Genomic DNA, 20,688 nt, shown 5'->3' with positions numbered 1-20,688 from the left:
AGAGTATCCCACAAGAACATCAATGAACAGTAATCCGACGAATACGAGGGCGCCGATGCGGGTCTGGATCGGCGCCCTGGCCTTCCTGTTACCCTTTTCGAGCCTCGTCACCTCGTTCGGCGTGAGTCTTGCAAGTTTCCTCTTCCTGGTCAGCGCCTTGATATTGTTCAAACCGTGCCGTGATGCGCTCGTGCGCCACTGGCCGGAGGTGCGCTGGGTCGTGCTAGCCTTCCTGCTGCATCTCCTGTTCGTGCTGGCCTGCGCACTGTTGCGCGGCGAAAAGATGAGTGTGGTGGAAAAACCGGTGCGCATGCTCCTGTCCCTGACCGTGCTGGCCGCCGTGGTGGCGAGCCGCGCGCCGCGCCGGGCGCTGTGGTGGGGCGCGAGCGCGGGGGCGGTGGCGGCGCTGCCGTTCATCGCCTGGCAGCGCTTCGCCCTGCACATCGAGCGCCCGGGGGGCTTCATCAATTCGATCACGTTCGGCGATCTCGCCATGCTGCTGGCGCTGCTGGCGCTGGCCGGCGCGATCGACATGCGCGACCGCCCGCGCGATGCGCTGCTGGCCGGCGCCGGGGCGCTGGCGGGCTTCGCAGCGTCCGTGCTGACCGGCACCCGCGGCGGGTGGGCGGCGCTGGTGCTGGCGGCGCTCGTGCTGGGGCGCCATGCGGGCCGGATCGACAGCCGGCGCGGGCGTGCGCTGCTGGCGGCCGGCGTGGCCGTGCTGGCCGCGGCCTGGTTCACGCCGGCGCTGGGCGTACAGGAACGCTTTGCCGAAGGCGTCCACGACGCGCGCACCTGGTACGAGGGCGGCACCGTGTGGACGAATGTGGGGACCCGGCTGGAATTGTGGAAGGGCGCCGTCATGCTGATCCGCGAACACCCGTTGTTCGGCATGGATTTCGATGCCTGCCGCGCCCGCCTGGCGGCGTATGCGCAGGCCGGCCGGCTCGATCCGATGGTGCTCGAGCTGCCGCACCTGCATAATGACGGGTTGCAGGCCCTGGCGACTGGCGGCGCGGTCGGCTTCGTCATCTGGGCCGCCACCCTGGCCGCGCCCCTGCGGTTTTTCCTGCGCCGCCTGGGGCGGGCGACGGCAGCGCGCGAACCGCAGTTCGCGGTCGCGCTGGGCGGGGCGCTGGTGGTGCTAGGCTATGTCGGCTTCGGGCTGACGGAAGTGATTTTCTGGTCTATGAAGGGCAGTCTGTTCTATGCGCTCATGGTGTTTCTGCTCATGGGCTTCTGCCTGAATGCGAAAGAAAAAATTGGATAACAGTGTCATCATCAAGCGCCTGTGGGCGATCCTGAAGCCGTATCGCGGGCGCGCCTTCCTGTCGCTGCTCGCGATGGCGTTGACGGCCGCCACCCAGCCGTTGCTGGGCGAGGCCCTGAAGCTGCTGATGGACAAGGGTTTCAAGCATAAGGTGCCGTTCAGCCTGTGGTGGATTCCCGGCGTGCTGGTGTCGATCTTCGTCCTGCGCGGCATCGGCACGTTCGCCACCGCCTACTACAACAACTGGGTGCTGTCGCGCGTACTGAACGACTTGCGCGCCCAGGCCTTCGCACGGCTGCTGCGCCTGCCGGTCGCGCGCTTCCACGAAGAGTCGACCGGCAAGGTGATCAACACCGTCGTCGGCGACGTGCGCCAGGTCGTGGACATGATCCAGTCCGTGTTCATCTCGTTCGTGCGCGACGTGCTGGTCGTCATCGGCCTGCTCGGCTCGCTGCTGTGGCTGAACTGGAAGCTCACGCTCGTCGCGATCGTCGTCGTGCCGCTGACGGCCGTGATCGTGCGGACGACGAGCCGCCGCCTGCGCCACCTGAACCGGGAGAACCAGCGCGTGACGGCCGAGATGACCCAGGTCGTCGAGGAAGCGGCGCGCGGCCACCAGGTGATCCGCGTGTTCTCCGGCGAGCACTACGAAAACCGTCGGTTCTTCCTGCGCAGCGAGGCGCTGCGCGGCTTTTCCCAACGCATGACGGTCGCGTTCGCGGCGACGACGCCCGTCACGCAGATCGCCACGTCGATCTCGCTGTCCGTCGTCGTCGTGCTGGCGCTGAAGGCCGATATGACGGTCGGCGAATTCACCCAGTTCGTCACCATGATGCTGATGCTCCTGACGCCGCTGAAGGCGCTGGCCGAGGTGAACGGCCCGATGCAGCGCGGGATCGCCGCCGCCGAGACCGTGTTCGAACTGATCGACGCGCCTGTCGAGCACGATCCGGGCACGCGTACCCTCGCGCGCGCGCAGGGCCATGTGCGCTTCGAGCACGTGACGTTCCGCTACCCGAACGCGCATGCGCCCGCGCTGGACGACGTGTCGCTGGACGTGAAGCCGGGCCAGACCGTCGCGCTGGTCGGCATGTCGGGCGGCGGCAAGTCGACGTTCGTGAACCTCGTCACGCGCTTCTACGAACCGGAATCCGGCCGCGTCCTGTTGGACGGCATCCCGTACCAGGACATCGCATTGGCGTCGCTGCGCGCCCAGCTGGCGCTCGTGAGCCAGAACGTCGTGCTGTTCGACGACACGCTGCGCGCCAACGTCGCGTACGGCGCCGAGCACGTCGACGAGGCGCGCCTGCACGCGGCCATCCACGCCGCGCACCTGGGCGACGTCGTCGCGCGCCTGCCGGAAGGCGTCGACACGATGATCGGCGAGAACGGCATGCGCCTGTCCGGCGGCCAGCGCCAGCGCGTGGCGATCGCCCGCGCCATCTACAAGGATGCGCCGATCCTGATCCTGGACGAGGCCACGTCGGCGCTGGACAACGAATCGGAACGCGCGGTGCAGGCCGCCCTCGACACGCTGATGGCGGGCCGCACCACGTTCGTGATCGCGCACCGCCTGTCGACCATCGAAGGCGCCGACCTGATCGTCGTGATGGAACACGGCCGCATCGTCGAGCAGGGCACGCACGACCAGCTGCTCGCGCAGGGCGGCATGTACGCCAACCTGTACCGCCTGCAGTTCTCCGCCCTGGTGGAAGAAACATGACCGGGAAGAGCAACGAGCGGGCGCGGACCCTGGTCATCTCGCCCAACTGGATCGGCGACGCCGTGATGGCCCAGCCCCTGCTGCGCCTGCTCAAGCAGGCCCACCCGGAGCGCGCCATCGACGTGCTGGCGCCGCCGCAGGTGGTGCCCGTGTGGCGCCGCATCCAGGAGGCGGACGATATCCTGGTGACGCCGTTCCGCCATCGCGCCCTGCAGCTGGGCGAACGCTGGCGCTACGCGCGCCTGCTCAAGGAGCGCGGCTACAGCGACGCCTACGTGCTGCCCAACACGCTGAAATACGCGCTGATCCCGTGGCTGGCGCGCATTCCGCGCCGCGTGGGCTACAAGGGCGAGATGCGCTACGGGATGGTCAACGTCATGCACCACGACGAGAAGCCGCCGCGCTCGATGGTGCCGTTCTACGCGGCCCTCGCGCGCGAGCCCGAGCTGCCGCTGCCGGGCAGGCTGGCGCGCCCGTTCCTCGTGGTCGGCGGGGAAGAGACGGAGCAGGTCGGGAAACGCCTCGACGTCGATCTCATGCGCCCCATCGTCGCGTTCGCGCCGGGCGCGGAATTCGGCATCGCCAAGCGTTGGCCGCCCGCGCATTACGGCGCGCTGGCGGCCCGGGTCGTGGACGCCGTGCCGGGCGTGCAGGTGCTGCTGCTCGGCTCCCCGAACGACCGCGAGACGTGCGCCCAGGTGCAGCAACATGCCGGCGCGGCCGCTTCCGTGGTGCTGAACCTGGCGGGCCAGACGTCGCTCGACGACGCCATCGCCCTGCTGGCGCAGGCCAGTGCCGTCGTCTCCAACGATTCCGGCCTGCTGCACATCGCGTCGGCGCTGAACCGTCCGGTGGTGGCCTTGTACGGCTCGACCGATCCGGACTACGCGCCGCCGTTGTCGGAAGTGGCGCGCACGGTGTCGCTGCGCCTCGAATGCTCGCCGTGCCGCAAGCGCGAGTGCCCGCTCGGGCATCACGATTGCATGAACAAGATGAGTGTGGAGCGGGTGTGGAGCGAGTTGGCGCCGATCCTGGTGCCGGTCCGCGACAACCGTAGGGTGGGCGCGGCTGTGCCCACGCGGTGATACGCGACATTGAATAATTCGCGGCCGTGCCGGCGGATGTTGAACGGGTCGGCACGGGGTGCCCCCGTACGATTACCTTGCTCGCAACGCGATGCACACGGCGTCCGCCATCCGGCTCACGAGCTCGTGCCGCTTGCGCGCCTCCGACCGCTTCTTCGACGGTATGCTCTCCAGGTCCGGCGCCGCCACCGGCGCGCAGTCGAGTTCCCAGTCGCCGTCGGGCCGCTTGCGCGCGCCCAGTTCTTCCCACAGCTGGTCGTAGTCCGCCAGCACGCGGCCGTGGCGGATCGCCTTGTAGATCACGCGGTTGCGGTTCGAGACCATCACCATGCGCTCGCACCCGTAGGCGTGGCCCAGCTGGCGCACGACGGTCGCCATCAGTTGCTTGGGCCGCATGCCGTGCAGTTCGCGCGTGGCCGTGCGGATCGCCTCGCGCGCATCGTCCGTCTTGCCGCCCTGGACGCAGCCGATGCTGACGGCCGGGCGGCCGTCGCGCGGCGCCACCGTGAACGCCACCGTGTACAGGACGCGGTCGGCCTGGGTCAGCTGCAGTACCAGTTCGCCCTCGCGGTCGAACATGTTCACGGTGCGCAGCTGGAGCTGGTAGGGCAGGCCGCTCTTGCCCGCGGCCTCGGCCAGCACGACGGGACCGAGGCTGGCGCGCGCCAGGGTCTGGCCCAGGCCGCGCCGGAACATGAAGTCGTAGTGCGCGCGGATCGCTTCCAGGCGCGCGTCGGCGTCCAGCACGTGGCTGATGTAGGGGCGGTAGACCTTGTACAGGAAGCGCGGACAGTTGCGCACGTATTCCGAGAACGCCGGGTGCGCGTTGAGCAGGCGCAGCCACTGGGGCGTCTGGCGCGGATGCAGGATGGCCCGCAGCCGGATCTTCGCGAACTCGCGCACCGACTTGAAGCCCGCCAGGTGTGGCGGCACGGCCGAGCGCAGCGTGACGGACGGCGCGGCGGATGCGATCAGGCGCTCGGTCCAGCCATGGTCTTCACGATAGAGTTTCATGCTGGCCGTCCGGCCGGGGCAGCACGGGGCACCGCGGGTAGCGGCTGGCGAGGGAAGTCGGACATGTCAGTCACACCAGGTTGCGTAAAGTAACGCTAAGTAACGTAGTGTAACTAAATAAATCCCTCCAGTAAATACAGCGGCAGCCGATGTAATGAAACAGTAATACGGCCGCCCGCGGGCGCGGACGGCCGTGGCCGTTGGCCGGCGATCAGCTGGCGTAGTGCGCCGATTCGACCTTGTTCGCCCGGTCGTCAATGCGCTCGCGCTCGCGCAGGTAGCGCGCCAGTGCATCGTCGAAGGAGGGCAGCAGCAGGCCGCGCTCGCTGCTCATGGCGCTGTTGCGCGGACGGGCGGCGCGCAGGCCGAGTTCGCCGGTCGTGCGTTCTTCCAGCCGGCCGTCGGCGACGCCGGCCGCCGCGCAGGCCCGCCGCGCCAGGTTGGCCCAGCTTATCGCGGCACCGTTGGTCAGGTGCCAGATGCCGGATTCGCGGTCGATCAGCAGGTCGAGGCAGGCGTTGACGAGGTCCGGCACATAGGTCGGCGCCGTGACCTGGTCGGATGCCGCCGCGAACGGCCGGCCCGCATCGAGCGCGTCGAGGGCATGCGTCACGAAGTTGTGCTCGTCCCACGGACCGAAGAAGGCGCTGGTGCGGATGACGAGGGCCTGCGGGTCGGCGTCGAGCACGCGCCGTTCCGCGTCGGCCTTGCTGCGGCCGTACACGCCCAGCGGCGCGACCGGATCGGATTCCACGTACGGACGGTCCTGGGTGCCGTCGAACACGAGGTCGCTGGAAAAGGTCATGAACCGCAGCGCGTGGCGGATCGCGGCCAGGGCGAGCACGGTCGGACCGTGGGCATTCTCGCGCATGCAGCGTTCGATATCGCCCTCGGCATCGTCGACGCGCACATAGCCGCCGGCATTGATGATGGCCCATGGCTTGAAGCGCACGATCGCCGCCTCGACGGAGGCCGGATCGGCGATGTCCATCTCCTGGCGCGTGAGCACGTGGAAGGCGAGGTTGCGCCGTTCGCAGATGCGGGCGAAGGCGCGGCCCAGGGTGCCCGTCGCGCCCGTGATCAGGATCGGCTGCGGGAAGGTCGAGCGGAGCGCGCCGCGCTCGGCGATGTCGGCCACGGCCGTGCTGGTCGCCACGGGCCTGGCCAGGAAGCGGCCCGGCCGGCGCCACCAGCCCTGGCCCTGCAGCACCGGATGCGACAGCGGCCGGCCGCTGGCCAGTTCGCGCATCAGGTTGGCGACCGCGGTCGGACGGGGCTGCGGTCCGCGCACGTCGAACGGGCCCGGTTCGTAGTAGCCGCGGCATTCGGTGACGAGGCAGTTCCAGTCGAACGAGCCGAGCAGCGCCCACACGGTGACGGCGCGGATGTCGGCGCCGCCCTGCTGGACTTTCCTGGCCGCGTTCCAGATCTCCACGAGCCAGCGTAATTGGTCTTCGCGGTTGGCGTCGATGTGCGCCTCGGTGACGGCGACGGGCAGGCCGTAGCGGTCCCACGTTTCCTGCAGCAGCGGGCCGATGCCCGGCGTCGGCGTGGCGAGCACGCGCGGGCATTCGATGTCGGCGTGCGGGATGCCGCGATAATTGCTGCGATGGCTTTCCGGATAGCGTTCGGCCCGGTGGTCGAGCCAGCGCTCGCTCGTGATGTAATAGTTGACGCCGATGACGTCCGGCGGGCAGGTATTCTCCTTGAACCACAGGAGCTCGTCCGCCTCCGCGCCGTTTTCCAGCAGATAGTCCCACAGCGCATGACCGGGGTCGATCTTCCCGCACAACATGTCCCACGCCAGCCAGCGGCGTTCGTTGAAGAAATTCGCGATCTCCGCCATTTCCGGCGTGCCGTAGGTGCGCGACAAGTCGTCCGTCTGCACGAGCTTCGCACCCGGATTCACGGCGCGGATCGCGCGCATCGACAGGACCACGGCGCGGCACTGGTTGATGAGGGCGCGGATGAACAGGTCCTCGCTGTCGCCGTGCGGATACCATACGCCATTGAGGCCGGAGAAGCGGGCCGTGGTGCAGGGCTCGTTCACGGGCGTCCAGTACTCGACCCAGGGATAGCGGCGCGCCACGGCGCCGGCATAGTCGGCCAGTTTTTCTGCGAAGTCCGGCGCCACGAGGCTCGTATGGCGCGGGCCGCTGCCGTGGTGGACGAGGCCGACGATGGGCGTCACGCCCAGTTGCTGCAACACGGGCAGGCGCTCGTCCGGCCACGACCAGTCCGCAGCTTCGATGCCATCGGGGGCGATCCGTTCCCACAGGACGGGGTAGCGGATGGCGCGGATGCCGAGCGACGCGAAGCGCTCCAGGTCCTGGAGCCGTTCGGCATGTCCATTGCGTTCCATTTGGGAGAAGTACTGATTGCGTACGCGGTTGACGGTGCATTCGAGGCCGCCCCAGAGCTGGAGCGGCGAGCTTGCTGGCTGGATATGACTGTTAAGATTCATGTGCGTGTCCTGCTGTTGATCCAAGGTCTAAGCCTAGTCGGCGAGCCCGGCTTCTTGTGTGGGATGGCGAACATATAGGCTCGATTTAGGACAAGTCCTACGTTCTCGCGGTCTCAGCTATGGCGCCGGCCGGGTTTGTCTTGACAGCCCCGGCGCGCACCGACACGATGCGGCCAGGAGGAACGAACATGTACATGGTGTACTGGATGATCGAGGAAGATGGGAGCCGGACCCCGCACGCGCAGCCGTTCGACACCACCGGGATGGTGGCCGCGATGCGCTTCATGGAAGACCTGCGGCGGCGCCAGCGCGAAGGCGAGGGCGTGCGCTTCGTGACGATGTGTTCCGAGCATCCGGACGTCGTCGGGCATCCGGGCGTGGATGTGACGGGGCCGGGTTACGACTGGAAGAAGAGGCGCAGATAACAACGGTGCAGATGATAACGGCGCAGATGACAACGGCGCGGATAACAACGGCGCGGATAACAACGGTGCCGATAACAACGGTGCCGATAACAACGGTGCAGATAACAACGGTGCCGATAACAACGGCGCAGATGACAACGTCGTCCCCGCGCAGGCGGGGATCCAATTTGCACGCGTCTCGACAGCGCTGGCAAACTTGGCCCCCCGCCTTCGCGGGGGCGACGAGTTAGAGGTTGGCGGCCTTTTCCTTGAGCACGTGCTTGAGCACCTTGCCGTTCGGCGCGGCGGGCAGGGCGTCCATCATGACGATGCGCGCCGGCCGCTTGTACGGCGCGAGCCGTTCCGCCACCCACGCGCGCAGCTCGGCGTCATGAGGCGGGCGGCGCGGATCGGGGTGGACGAAGGCGATGACTTCCTCGTTGCCGTCGGCCACGGTGCGGCCCACGACGGCCGACTGCGTCACGCCCGGATGCGCGTTCAGCACCGTCTCCACTTCCAGCGGGAATACATTGAAACCCGACCGGATGATCAATTCCTTCGTGCGGCCGACGATGAACAAGGCGCCGTCCGCGCCGCGCCGCGCCATGTCGCCCGTGTTCAGCCAGCCGCCGGGACGCAGCGCCGCATCCGTCGCCGCCGGATCGCGGTAGTAACCCCGCATCAGGTTCGGCCCGCGCACCCATAACTCGCCCGCGTCGCCGTCCGCCGCGTCGCGCCCGTCGCGGTCGACGACGCGCGCCTCGACGCCCGGGATCGGCTGCCCGACGGACGTGTCGGCACGCGGCGCGTCCAGGCGCGTCTGGCTGACCGTGGGCGCCGCCTCGGACAGGCCGTAGCCGTTGTGCAGCGCCACGCCCAGCACCCGCTCGACGGATGCCTTCAATACCGGATCGAGCGGCGAGCCGCCCGCGTACGCGAAGCGCAGGCGCGACGGCAGCCGAGCGTCCGCCCCGACCCGTTCCAGCAGCCGCGCATACATCGCGGGCACGCCCTGCACGATGGACAGGCCGTCGTCGCGGATCGCGGCCAGCATGCCCTCTGGCGTAAAGCGGGGCGCCAGGTGCAGGCAGGCGCCCGCGCTGAGCGTGCCCAGCATCACGGAGGTGAGGCCGTACACGTGCGAGATGGGCAGCACGCCCCAGGCGCGGTCGGCCGGCGCGAGGCCGCGCAGGCGGCTGGAGACGGCGGCCACGAACAGCAGGCTGCGGTGGCTCAGCATCACGCCTTTCGGCTGGCCCGTGGTGCCGGTCGTGTAGACGAGCGCCGCGACGTCGCCCTCGTCCGCCGGCGCGCAGTCGTCGTCCGGCGGGCCGATCATGATGCCGTCGTCGCACGCGGCGCCCGCGCGCATGGCGTGCGCCTCGGCTTCAGGCGATACGGCCGCCGTGTACAGCGCGATGCGCGCGCCGCAGTGCGTGCGGATCGCGTCCAGCTCGGGCGCGGTCAGGCGCGGGTTGACGTTGACGATCCATGCATCGACGCTCGCGGCGGCGAAGATCAGCGCGACCTGGTCCGCGCAATTCTCGCTCGCCAGCAGCACGCGGTCGCCGGGCCGCACGCCGTGTGCCCGCAACTGGTCGGCGCGGCGGTCGACGAGGGCGGCGAGGTCGCGGTAGGTCAGCGTGCGGCCGGCGTCGACGAGGGCCGGCGCATCCGGCGTACGTGAGGCGGCGCTGCGCACGATCGCGTCGATGCGCGCGGGCAGCGCGGCGAGCAGGGCGGGGATGTCGATCATGGCCGCGATGATAACCGGGCGGGCGCGGTCCCGCCAGCCACTGTAAATATTGGGCGCGGCGCGCACTCGTGATACGCTCGCGATGCAGTAAAAGTTTCCATAAGTATACGCTCTGAACAACGACAATCACGGAGGGGACATGGCTTTACTGGATATGCTGGACAAGGAACACACCGTGGCGCAGCCCGGTTTCAATCGCTGGCTCGTGCCGCCCGCCGCGCTCGCGATCCACCTGTGCATCGGCATGGCGTACGGGTTCTCGGTGTTCTGGCTGCCGCTGTCGAAGGCGGTCGGCATCAAGGAGTCGCTCGCCTGCCCGGCCGGCATGGGCTTCCTGGCCGAGATCACGGCGACGACCTGCGACTGGAAGATCTCGATGCTGGGCTGGATGTTTACGCTGTTCTTCGTGTTCCTGGGCCTGTCGACCGCCCTGTTCGGCGGCTGGCTCGAACATGCGGGACCGCGCAAGGCCGGCGTCGTCTCGGCCCTGTGCTGGTGCGGCGGCCTCGTGATTTCCGCGCTGGGCATCTATTCCCACCAGATCTGGCTGATGTGGCTCGGCTCGGGCGTCATCGGTGGCATCGGCCTCGGGCTCGGCTACATCTCGCCCGTCTCCACGCTCATCAAATGGTTCCCCGACCGGCGCGGCATGGCGACCGGCATGGCCATCATGGGCTTCGGCGGCGGCGCGATGATCGGCGCGCCGCTGGCCGACCGTCTCATGAAGCACTTCGCCACCGCCACGTCGGTGGGCGTGTGGGAGACCTTCCTCGCGCTGGCCGCGATCTATTTCGTGTTCATGATGGGCGGCGCGCTGTCGTACCGCGTGCCGGCAACGGGCTGGGTGCCGGAAGGCTGGACCCCGCAGGCCGCCAAGGGTTCCAATGCGATGATCACCCACCGCCACGTGCACGTGAAGCATGTCGGCTCGGTGCCGCAGTTCTGGCTCGTGTGGCTGGTGCTGTTCCTGAACGTCTCGGCCGGCATCGGCATCCTGGCGATGGCGTCGCCACTGCTGCAGGAAGTGTTCGGCGGCCGCCTGATCGGCGTGACGGCGGCCTTCAACGAGCTGACCACGGGGCAGAAGGCCCAGATCGCGACGATCGCGGCCGGCTTCACGGGCCTGCTGTCGCTCTTCAATATCGGCGGCCGCTTCGCCTGGGCCTCGTGCTCCGACTACATCGGCCGCAAGGCCACGTACTTCGTGTTCCTCGTGCTCGGCTTCGTGCTGTACGCGGCGATTCCGGCGCTGGCGCACGGCGGCCACCTGGCCCTGTTCGTCGTGTTCTTCTGCGTCATCCTGTCGATGTACGGCGGCGGCTTCTCGACCGTGCCGGCCTACCTGGCCGACCTGTTCGGCACGCAGATGGTGGGCGCGATCCACGGCCGCCTGCTGACCGCATGGTCCGCGGCGGGCGTCGTCGGCACCAGCCTGATCAACTACATCCGCGAGTACCAGATCGCCCATGGCGTGCCGAAGGCGCAGGCGTATGATACTGTCATGTACGTGCTGGCCGGCCTGCTGGTGCTGGGCTTCCTGTGCAACCTGATGGTGCGCCCGGTGGCTGCGCGCCACTTCATGAGCGAGCAGGAACTGGCGGACGAACGGCGCCTGGCGCACGAGCGCGACGGCGCGGCGGGACGTGCGCCGGCAAGCGCACCGGGCGTGGCCGGTATCGCCGGCGGCGCGGCGGTGGCGGTGCCGGCGGCGGCGGGCAATCCGCTGGTCGCGGCGCTGGCCTGGGCGGTGGTCGGCGTGCCGTTGTTGATCGGCGTGTGGATCACGTTGCAGAAGGCTATCGTGCTGTTCCAGTGATGTGAATGCATGCGCTGGTTGTGCGAACGGCTGCACATCGATCATCCAACGTAAGACAGGATCGACCATGAACCACCCCGTCATCCCCATCGCTACGCAAGGCCCCAGCCGCCAGCGCAAGCGCGAGGCACCCAAAGGCCGGCGCGTCGACCCGCAGGCCCTCGCCGACGTGCAGGCCGCGCTGGGCGATGCGCCGCGCCGGCGCGACCTGCTGATCGAGCACCTGCACAAGGTCCAGGACCGCTACGGGGCCCTGTCCGCGCCCCACCTGGCCGCCCTCGCGCAAGAGCTGAAACTGGCGCAGTCCGAGGTCTACGAGGTGGCCACCTTCTACCACCATTTCGACGTGTTGCGCGACGGCGACGATGCGCCGCCGGCATTGACGGTGCGCGTGTGCGCCGGCCTGTCGTGCGAACTGGCCGGCGCGCGCGACCTGCTGGCGCGCCTGCCGGCCATCCTCGGCACGCAGGTCCGCGTGCTGGCCGCGCCCTGCATCGGCCGCTGCGACGGGGCGCCCGCGGCGCTCGTCGGCCAGCGTCCCGTCACCGGGGCGAACGTCGACACGGTGCGCGCGGCCGCCGCCGGCGCCACCACCGACGTGCACACGGGCCATGCCGATTACGACGCCTACCGCGCCGCGGGCGGCTACCGGCTGCTGCGCGCCTGCATGGAGGGGCACCTCGACCCCGAGTCCACGATCGTGACCATGATGGCGTCGAGCCTGCGCGGCCTGGGCGGGGCGGGCTTCCCGGCCGGGCGCAAGTGGCGCATCGTGAGGAACGAACCGGGACCGCGCCTCATGGCGGTCAACATCGACGAAGGCGAACCGGGCACGTTCAAGGACCGTCATTACCTCGAACGCGATCCGCACCGCTTCCTCGAAGGCGCGCTCGTCGCCGCGTGGGCCGTGGGCATCGATACGATCTACCTGTACCTGCGCGACGAATACCACGGCCTGCGCGCCATGCTGGCGCAGGAGCTGGACCGGCTGCGCGCCGATCCGCCCGTGCCGGACCTGCCGGAGATCGTGCTGCGCCGCGGCGCCGGCGCCTACATCTGCGGCGAGGAATCGGCGATGATCGAATCGATCGAGGGCAAGCGCGGCATGCCGCGCCTGCGGCCGCCGTACCTGGCGCAGGTGGGCCTGTTCGGGCGGCCGACGCTGGAACACAACCTGGAAACGCTGCACTGGGTGCGCGACATCCTCGAACGCGGCGCCGAGTGGTTCACGAGCCAGGGCCGCCACGGCCGGCGCGGGCTGCGCTCGTTTTCCGTGTCGGGCCGCGTGCGCGAGCCGGGCGTGAAACTGGCGCCGGCCGGCATCACGATGCAGGAACTCCTCGACGAATACTGCGGCGGCATGCAGGACGGCCACGCGTTCTATGCCTACCTGCCGGGCGGCGCGTCCGGCGGCATCCTGCCCGCAAGCATGGCCGACATCCCGCTCGACTTCGACACCCTGCAGCGCCACGGCTGCTTCATCGGCTCGGCCGCGGTCGTCGTGCTGTCCGACCGCGATTCCGCCCGCGCGGCCGCGCTGAACACCTTGCGCTTCTTCCGCGACGAATCCTGCGGCCAGTGCACGCCGTGCCGCGCCGGCACGGCGAAAGCCGTCGCCCTGATGGAGCGGGACGCGTGGGACACGGCGCTGCTGGCCGAACTGTCGCAGGTGATGCGCGACGCGTCGATCTGCGGCCTCGGCCAGGCCGCGCCGAATCCGTTCGACTGCGTCATCCATTATTTTCCGCACGAGCTGGAGGGAGCATGAACGCGAATCTGCCCGGCGTGACGTTCGAGATCGACGGCCGCGAAGTCTCGGCCCGGCCTTTCGAGACCTTGTTCGATGCCGCCGCCCGCGCCGGCATCGAGCTGCCGCACCTGTGCCACAAGGACGGGCTGGAGCCGGCCGGTAACTGCCGCGCGTGCATGGTGGAGATCGACGGCGAACGCACGCTGGCGCCGTCGTGCTGCCGCCAGCCGGCGCCCGGCATGAAGGTGCGCACGGACAGCGCGCGCGCCGTCGCCGCGCGCAAAATGGTGCTGGAACTGCTGCTGTCCGACCTGCCCGAGACGACGTACACGCGCGACGACGAGGTCGCGCAGTGGGCGGACAGACTCGGCGTGGGCAAGCCGCGCTTCCCCGCCACGCGCGCGGTGCCGCCGGCGGACGCCAGCCACGCTGCGATCGAAGTGAACCTCGACGCCTGCATCCAGTGCACGCGCTGCGTGCGCGCCTGCCGCGACGAGCAGGTCAACGACGTGATCGGCCTCGCGGGCCGCGGCGAGAACGCGCGCATCGTGTTCGACCAGGGCGACCCGATGGGCGCGTCGACGTGCGTGGCCTGCGGCGAATGCGTGCAGGCCTGCCCGACGGGCGCGCTGGCGCCGGCGCGCGGTGCCGCGTTGGCCGTGCCCGACAAGCAGGTCGATTCCGTCTGCCCGTATTGCGGCGTGGGCTGCCAGCTGACGTACCACGTGAAGGACAACCGCATCGTGCGCGTCGAAGGCCGCGACGGCCCCGCGAACCACGGCCGCCTGTGCGTGAAGGGCCGCTACGGCTACGACTACGCGCACCATCCGCAGCGCCTCACAAAGCCGCTGATCCGGCGCGCAGGCGCGCCGAAACGCGGCGACTTCACGATGGACCCGAGCCGCGTGCTCGACGTGTTCCGCGAAGCGACGTGGGAAGAAGCGCTGGCGGCGGCGGGCGGCGGCCTCGCGCGCATCCGCGACGCGCACGGGGGCCGCGCGCTGGCCGGCTTCGGCTCGGCCAAGGGCAGCAACGAGGAAGCGTACCTGTTCCAGAAGCTCGTGCGCACGGGCTTCGGCAGCAACAACGTCGACCACTGCACGCGGCTGTGCCACGCGTCGTCCGTCGCCGCGCTGCTGGAAGGGATCGGCTCGGGTGCCGTGTCGAATCCCGTGATGGACGTGACGCGGGCCGAAGTCGTGATCGTCATCGGCGCCAACCCGACCGTCAACCACCCCGTTGCCGCCACGTGGATGAAGAACGCCGTGCGCACCGGCGTGAAACTCATCGTGATGGACCCGCGCCGCTCCGACCTCGCGCGCCACGCGCACCGCTTCCTGCAGTTCAAGCCGGACACCGACGTCGCGCTGCTCAACGCGATGATGCACACGATCGTCGAGGAGGGCCTGGTCGACCCGGCCTTCATCGCCGACCGCACGAGCGGCTACGACGCGCTGGCGGCGAATGTGGCGAACTACAGCCCGGAAGCGATGGCGCCCATCTGCGGCATCGCCGCCGACACGATCCGCTACGTGGCGCGGCTGTACGCCACGTCGACGGGCTCGATGATCCTGTGGGGCATGGGCGTGTCGCAGCACGTGCACGGCACCGACAATGCGCGCTGCCTGATCGCGCTGGCGCTGATGACGGGCCAGATCGGCCGTCCCGGCACGGGCCTGCATCCGCTGCGCGGGCAGAACAACGTGCAGGGCGCGTCGGACGCCGGCCTCATTCCGATGATGTATCCGGACTACCGGCGCGTCGATGATGTTCAAGCCCAGGCGAAGTTCGAAGCCGCGTGGGGTAGGGCGCTGGACGGCAAACCGGGCCTGACGGTCGTCGAGATCATGGACGACATCCTGGCCGGCGGCGAGGACAGGATCCGCGGCATGTACATCATGGGCGAGAATCCGGCCATGTCCGACCCGGATGCGAACCACGCGCGGGAAGCGCTGGCCGCGCTGGAACACCTCGTCGTGCAGGACATCTTCCTCACCGAGACGGCGTACCTGGCCGACGTGATCCTGCCGGCGTCCGCGTTCGCCGAAAAGACCGGCAGCTTCACGAACACGGACCGCGTGGTGCAACTGGGGCGCCAGGCGCTCGATCCGCCGGGCCAGGCGCGCCAGGACCTGTGGATCATCCAGCAGCTGGCGCGCGGCCTCGGCCTGCCGTGGGATTACGCCGGACCGGCCGCCGTGTTCGACGAGATGCGGCGACTCATGCCCAGCATCGCCGGCATCACGTGGGACCGGCTGGAGCGCGACGGTGCCGTGACGTATCCGTGCCGCGCGGAGGGCGACCCGGGCGAGCCCGTCGTCTTCACGCAGGATTTCCCGCGCGAGGGCGGCCGCGCGCGCTTCGTCCCGGCCGACATCATCCCGGCCGACGAGCGTCCCGACACCGCGTACCCCGTCGTGCTGATCACGGGCCGCCAGCTCGAGCACTGGCACACGGGCAGCATGACGCGCCGCGCCGGCGTGCTCGACGCGCTCGAGCCGGATCCGGTCGCGCTCGTGCATCCGCTCGACCTGGAGGCGCTCGGGGGCCGGCCGGGCGATGTGGTCACGATCGCGTCGCGCCGCGGCGAAGTCGCCCTGTACGCCCGGGCCGACGACGGCACGCCGCGCGGCGCCGTGTTCGTCCCGTTCTGCTACTACGAGGCGGCGATCAACCGGCTGACGAATGCCGCGCTGGACCCGTTCGGCAAGATCCCGGAATTCAAATACTGCGCGGTGCGCGTGCGCCTGGGCGGGCAGGTCGCGCACCAGGGTTCCTACGGTGGCTGCCAGATTCTGGACCCCATGGCACAATTGCAGGCATGACATCTTCATATCGTCCGCAGCTGTCCCAGGCCAGCGCCGGCCTCACGCACCCGGTCACGGCCATCGATGAGCGCGGGCGCCGCGAGACCCTGCACATCCCGGCCGAGCGGCCGTTGACGGTGTATGTCGACAAGCGCGAGCTCGTCACCTTGATGACGCTGGGCGCGGCGCCGGAAGCGCTGACCCTCGGTTATCTGCGCAACCAGCGGCTCGTGCGGTCGCTGGACGACATCGTGTCCGTGCAGGTCGACTGGTCGGTGGATGCGGTCGCCGTCGTCACGCGCGGCGGCATCCGGGACGTCGAGGCGCGCACGGCGAAGAAGGTCGTCACGACGGGCTGCGGCCAGGGCTCCGTGTTCGGCGGGCTGATGGACGAGGTCGACCGCATCGTACTGCCGCCGGACGCGCGTTTGAAACAGTCCGTCGTGCACCGCATCGTCGAGACGGTGCGCACCCAGCAATCCGTGTACAAGCAGGCCGGCTCCGTGCACGGCTGCGCGCTGTTCACGGGCGAGGGCGAACTGCTGTGGTTCATCGAGGACGTCGGCCGCCACAACGCCGTCGACGCCATCGCGGGCCTGATGTGGCTCGAAGGCGTCGACGGCGCCGACAAGGTGTTTTATACGACGGGCCGGCTGACGTCCGAAATGGTGATCAAGGGCGCGCAGATGGGCATCCCGTTCCTGCTGTCGCGCTCCGGCACGACGCAGATGGGGCATGCGGTGGCGGCGCAGGTCGGCATGTCGCTGCTGGCGCGCTGCAGCGGTCATCATTTCCTGTTGCTGTCCGGCGAAGAGCGCCTCGTGTTCGAACCGGAGTGGCTGGCCGCTCTCGAGACCGCGCGCACCTTGCGCACGGCCTGACGTCTGCCCATGAACGACATCGAGGATGCCGTCCTGCGCGCCTTTGCGCTGCTGTTCACGGGCGACGCGGACCTGTGGCGCATCGTTTGGGTATCGCTCAAGACGAGCCTCGTCGGCCTGTTGCTGGCCACGCCGCCGGCCATCCTGATCGGCTACGTCGTCGCGATGCGGCGCTTTACCGGACGGCGCATCGTCATCTGGCTGGCGCAGGCGGCGCTGTCGCTGCCGACCGTCCTGATCGGCCTCGTGCTGTACCTGCTGCTGTCGCGCCACGGGCCGCTGGGCGGCCTGCAATGGCTGTTCTCGCAGCCCGGCATCGTGTTCGGCCAGTGCGTCGTCGCGCTGCCCGTGCTGCTCGCGTTCACGCTGGCCGCCGTGCAGGGACTCGATCCGCGCTACGCCGAGACCGCGATCGCGCTGGGCGCGTCGCCGCTGCAGGTGATGGTGCGCGTGTTGCACGAGGCGCGCTTCGGCGTGATGGCGGCCGTGCTGTCCGGCTTCGGCCGGGTGATCTCGGAAGTCGGCTGCGCGCTGATGGTGGGCGGGAACATCGAAGGCGAGACGCGCACGATCACGACCGCGATCGCGCTGGAGACGAGCAAGGGCGAGTTCGCGCAGGGCATCGCGCTCGGCATCGTGCTGGTCTCGATCGCGCTGCTGATGAACGGCGCGCTGATGCTGCTGCAGGGCGACGCCCACACGGTGCGGGAGCGCGCATGAGCATCGGCATCCACGCGCAGATCGCGGCGGCCGTCCACGAGAACGCCGACGCGCCGCAGCGCGACGAGCGCCGCAAGGCCCTGCTGGGCGTGCGTGGCCTGCGCAAGCGCCACGGCGACCGGCTGCTGTTCGACATCGACGTGCTCGAGATCGCGACGCACAGCGCCTACGTGCTGACCGGGATGAACGGCGCCGGCAAGAGCACCCTGCTGCGCGTGCTGGGCGGCCTGGAACGGGCCGAGATCGACAGCCTGCGCTTCGCCGGCGAGGACGTGCTGCGCGTGCACCCGTACCCGCGCGCGCTGCGCCGGGCCATCGTCTACGTGCATCAGCATCCGATCCTGTTTTCGACGAGCGTCGCCGCCAACATCGGCTACGGCCTCGCACTGCGCGGCGAACCGCCCGCCGCCGTGCGACCCGTCGTCGACGAAGCGATGGCCTGGGCCGGCGTGGCGCACCTGCGCGATACCGACCCGACCAAGCTCTCCGGCGGCGAAAAACAGCGCGTGGCGCTGGCCCGCGCGAAGGTGCTGCAACCGCGCCTGCTGCTGCTGGACGAACCGACGTCCAACCTGGACGGCGCCGCGCGCGAACAGGTGATCGCCCTGATCCCGACGATGGTCGACGCGGGCAGCAGCATCGTCATCGCCTGCCACGACCGCGACCTGATCAACCTGCACGGCGTGCAGCGGCTGAAGCTGCGCGACGGGCATCTCGAATACCGTTGATACGACAAGGAGACACCATGCACCGCCGTTCCATCCTCCGCTTCGTCGCCTGCCTGACCGCCTGCTTGACCGTCGCGGCGCCGTGCGCACGCGCGCAGTCCGGTCACGTCCTGCGCCTGTCCACCACCACGAGCACCGAGAACTCGGGCCTGCTGGGCTATCTGCTGCCGGCCTTTGAAGCGCAGTCCGGCCTCAAGGTCAACGTGATCTCGGTCGGCACCGGCAAGGCGCTGGAACTGGGCAAGAACGGCGACGTCGACGTCACGCTCGTCCACGCCCGCAAGCTGGAAGACAAATTCGTGGCCGAGGGCTGGGGCATCGACCGCCACGACGTGATGTACAACGATTTTATTATTGCGGGACCGGTGGCCGACCCGGCGGGCGTGAAGGGCAGCCATGATGTGATCGCCGCGTTCAGGAAGATCGCGGCGGCGAACGTGAAGTTCATTTCGCGCGGCGACAATTCCGGCACGGACGTGATGGAAAAGGGTTACTGGCAGCAGGCGGGCACGAAACCCGCGGGCGCCAATTACGTGTCGGCCGGCCTGGGCATGGGCGAGGTGCTGAACATGGCGGCGGAGATGGGGGCCTACACGCTGACGGACCGTGCGACATACGGCGCCTATAAAGCCAAGACGGGGCTGGCGATCCTGGTCGAGGGCGACAAGCGGATGTTCAATCCGTATGGGATCATCGCCGTCAATCCGGCGAAGCACCAGGGCATCAATTACCAGGGCGCGACGGCGTTGATCGGGTGGATCACGTCGCCGGCGGGGCAGGCGAAGATCGCGTCGTTCAAGCCGGAAGGGGAGCAGTTGTTTTTCCCTTCGGCTAAGTAAAATTGGGTCCCCGCCTTCGCGGGGACGACGTGCTGGCTTTAGCAGTACTGCATGCACGTCGCCCCTGCGAAGGCAGGGGCCTAATTTCGTAAGGCAGTCGAAAAAACAAAGGGCCGCATTCGGCGGCCCTCGTTACACAATCACGCGATTCACGCCAATGCGTGCATCACCGCATCGACTGGAATCGCCTTCACCCAATCCCTTCTCTGATCCGCCGTGATGACGGTGCTGTTGGCCTTGTCGACCGGCGCCCATTCCGGCGTCTTCTGGCGCATCAGCGCGACCACCGGCACGCCGACGGCGTTCGCCAGGTGCATCACTGCCGTTTCCACCGAGACGATCAGGTCGCACTGCGCCAGCATCGCCGGCAGCTGGAAGAAGTTTTCGTTGGCGCTGAACAGCTCCGTGCGGTCCAGCTGGCGGCGCACCAGCATCGCCTTCACGTTGTCGACTTCCTGCGGCACCGCGTTGACGATGAAGCAGGCGTCGCGCCATTCCGGCTGCGCGCGCATCGTCGTGATCAGTTCGGCCACGCGCTCGACGGGCCAGCAGCGCTTGCGCGTCTTGGCGAACGGGTTGATGAACACGAGCTTGCCGCGGCGGCCGTCGAAGCCCCATTCGTGCAGGCGCGCCTTCGCGCCCTCGACGAATTGGTCGGGGATGTGCACGAACGGGATGCGCTCGGCCGGCGGGATGTCGACGGCGGCCAGCTGGCGGAACCATTCGGCATGCACGTCGCTGATGTGCGGGGCGCTCGTGCGGTCGGCCACGTCCGGATCGAGGCTGGCGTCCAGCTTGCGGAAGCTGAACCAGTGATGCATGCCCAGCAGGCCGAGCGGCTTCTTGAGGCCGAACACGAAACCGTCCGGACTGATCTCGCGCGCGAGGTCGGCGTAGAAATGGGGACGCAAGGTGCCCAGCGAGACGACGATCGGGTAGTGCTCCCGCTGCGCGTCGCGGATGGAGGCCCGGAACAGCTCGGGCGAGTAGTTCTGGTTGTAGACCTTCTCGATGAAGTCGCAGGCGTCGAGCCAGTCGTACAGGACGTTCTTCTTGAGGTGCGGCCACTGCGACGCGTCGCTGGTGCGCCGGACCTCGTCCACCCACAGGTGCATTTTCAGGTGCGGGTAGGCGCGCGCGAATGCCTGGAAGCAGTTCTGCAAATACGTGTAATCGCCCAACGCCAGGTGGGCGATGAACAGGATCTTGTCCGATTTCTTCAGCAGATCGGAAGGAATGAGGGGTACGTTCATTGTCTCTTACGGGTCGCCTGCCAGTTATTGTCCGACGCCGCCAGCGGTGTATCAGGGTCTGCGATCAGCAGCGCTAACCGGTCGGCTGGCTGCGTACCCGAAGCGTGGTAGGGATGCGCACGACCGCCAACTCTCGAAATCTTCAACAAATTGTCTCGAATTGTAGTCCAAACTGGGA

At 68.7% G+C, this 20,688-nt stretch carries 15 protein-coding genes; 11 read left to right on the top strand and 4 right to left on the bottom strand.

Translation table 11 applies throughout. The features are described 5' to 3' along the window. Window positions 1-22 precede the first annotated feature (22 nt). From U9J41_RS14980 to waaF, 3 genes are read left to right on the top strand one after another with little or no spacing between them, the layout of a single operon-like run. Window positions 23-1,270 carry an O-antigen ligase family protein gene (locus U9J41_RS14980; RefSeq protein WP_322402991.1) on the top strand — a complete coding sequence of 416 codons (1,248 nt, stop codon included), beginning with the start codon at window positions 23-25 and terminating at the stop codon, window positions 1,268-1,270. Next, window positions 1,263-2,993 (top strand): lipid A export permease/ATP-binding protein MsbA, encoded by a 1,731-nt coding sequence (gene msbA / locus U9J41_RS14975; RefSeq protein ID WP_322402990.1) that lies wholly within the window; start codon window positions 1,263-1,265, stop codon window positions 2,991-2,993. Before U9J41_RS14980 ends, msbA begins: the two co-directional genes overlap by 8 nt. Beyond that, window positions 2,990-4,078 carry a lipopolysaccharide heptosyltransferase II gene (waaF, locus tag U9J41_RS14970; RefSeq protein ID WP_322402989.1) on the top strand — a complete coding sequence of 363 codons (1,089 nt, stop codon included), beginning with the start codon at window positions 2,990-2,992 and terminating at the stop codon, window positions 4,076-4,078. Before msbA ends, waaF begins: the two co-directional genes overlap by 4 nt. Window positions 4,079-4,150: 72 nt before the next feature. Here waaF and U9J41_RS14965 read toward each other — a convergent pair whose 3' ends face one another. Further along, window positions 4,151-5,092 (bottom strand): VirK/YbjX family protein, encoded by a 942-nt coding sequence (locus U9J41_RS14965; protein WP_322402988.1) that lies wholly within the window; start codon window positions 5,090-5,092, stop codon window positions 4,151-4,153. A 211-nt stretch (window positions 5,093-5,303) separates the two neighbouring features. Next, complete coding sequence (locus tag U9J41_RS14960) at window positions 5,304-7,556, bottom strand: family 1 glycosylhydrolase (RefSeq protein ID WP_322402987.1); 2,253 nt, start codon at window positions 7,554-7,556, stop codon at window positions 5,304-5,306. 188 nt (window positions 7,557-7,744) lie between these two features. Between U9J41_RS14960 and U9J41_RS14955 the strand changes: the two genes are divergently transcribed. Then, the gene (locus tag U9J41_RS14955; RefSeq protein WP_322402986.1) at window positions 7,745-7,981 is read left to right on the top strand and encodes a hypothetical protein; all 237 of its coding nucleotides are present in this window, start codon (window positions 7,745-7,747) and stop codon (window positions 7,979-7,981) included. 226 nt (window positions 7,982-8,207) lie between these two features. Here U9J41_RS14955 and U9J41_RS14950 read toward each other — a convergent pair whose 3' ends face one another. Then, window positions 8,208-9,716, bottom strand: coding sequence for a class I adenylate-forming enzyme family protein (locus tag U9J41_RS14950; protein ID WP_322402985.1), 1,509 nt, complete (start codon window positions 9,714-9,716; stop codon window positions 8,208-8,210). A gap of 139 nt (window positions 9,717-9,855) precedes the next feature. Here U9J41_RS14950 and U9J41_RS14945 point away from each other — a divergent pair, with 139 nt between their 5' ends. The 7 genes from U9J41_RS14945 (at window position 9,856) to U9J41_RS14915 (ending at window position 19,257) form a co-directional block, all read left to right on the top strand. Next, window positions 9,856-11,532, top strand: a complete 1,677-nt coding sequence (locus U9J41_RS14945; protein WP_322402984.1) for an OFA family MFS transporter — start codon at window positions 9,856-9,858, stop codon at window positions 11,530-11,532. 67 nt (window positions 11,533-11,599) lie between these two features. Then, window positions 11,600-13,300 carry an NAD(P)H-dependent oxidoreductase subunit E gene (locus U9J41_RS14940; RefSeq protein WP_322402983.1) on the top strand — a complete coding sequence of 567 codons (1,701 nt, stop codon included), beginning with the start codon at window positions 11,600-11,602 and terminating at the stop codon, window positions 13,298-13,300. Further along, complete coding sequence (gene fdhF / locus U9J41_RS14935; protein WP_322402982.1) at window positions 13,297-16,107, top strand: formate dehydrogenase subunit alpha; 2,811 nt, start codon at window positions 13,297-13,299, stop codon at window positions 16,105-16,107. The genes U9J41_RS14940 and fdhF overlap by 4 nt, the downstream gene beginning before the upstream one ends. Next, window positions 16,104-16,970, top strand: a complete 867-nt coding sequence (locus U9J41_RS14930) for a formate dehydrogenase accessory sulfurtransferase FdhD (protein ID WP_322402981.1) — start codon at window positions 16,104-16,106, stop codon at window positions 16,968-16,970. The genes fdhF and U9J41_RS14930 overlap by 4 nt, the downstream gene beginning before the upstream one ends. A gap of 9 nt (window positions 16,971-16,979) precedes the next feature. Further along, complete coding sequence (locus U9J41_RS14925) at window positions 16,980-17,690, top strand: ABC transporter permease (RefSeq protein WP_322402980.1); 711 nt, start codon at window positions 16,980-16,982, stop codon at window positions 17,688-17,690. Continuing rightward, window positions 17,687-18,418, top strand: a complete 732-nt coding sequence (locus U9J41_RS14920; protein ID WP_322402979.1) for an energy-coupling factor ABC transporter ATP-binding protein — start codon at window positions 17,687-17,689, stop codon at window positions 18,416-18,418. Before U9J41_RS14925 ends, U9J41_RS14920 begins: the two co-directional genes overlap by 4 nt. Window positions 18,419-18,435: 17 nt before the next feature. Beyond that, window positions 18,436-19,257 carry an ABC transporter substrate-binding protein gene (locus U9J41_RS14915; RefSeq protein WP_322402978.1) on the top strand — a complete coding sequence of 274 codons (822 nt, stop codon included), beginning with the start codon at window positions 18,436-18,438 and terminating at the stop codon, window positions 19,255-19,257. A 149-nt stretch (window positions 19,258-19,406) separates the two neighbouring features. Here the strand turns inward: U9J41_RS14915 and U9J41_RS14910 are convergent, their stop codons facing one another. Then, window positions 19,407-20,510: a glycosyltransferase family 9 protein gene (locus U9J41_RS14910; RefSeq protein WP_322402977.1), complete on the bottom strand. Its 1,104-nt coding sequence runs from the start codon at window positions 20,508-20,510 to the stop codon at window positions 19,407-19,409. Window positions 20,511-20,688 lie beyond the last annotated feature (178 nt).

Origin of the sequence: Massilia luteola (assembly GCF_034420155.1) — a bacterium.
Taxonomy (GTDB): Bacteria; Pseudomonadota; Gammaproteobacteria; order Burkholderiales; family Burkholderiaceae_D; genus Telluria; species Telluria luteola.
Note: the sequence above shows the minus strand (reverse complement) of the source record. Positions and strands in the feature narration are given on the sequence as shown.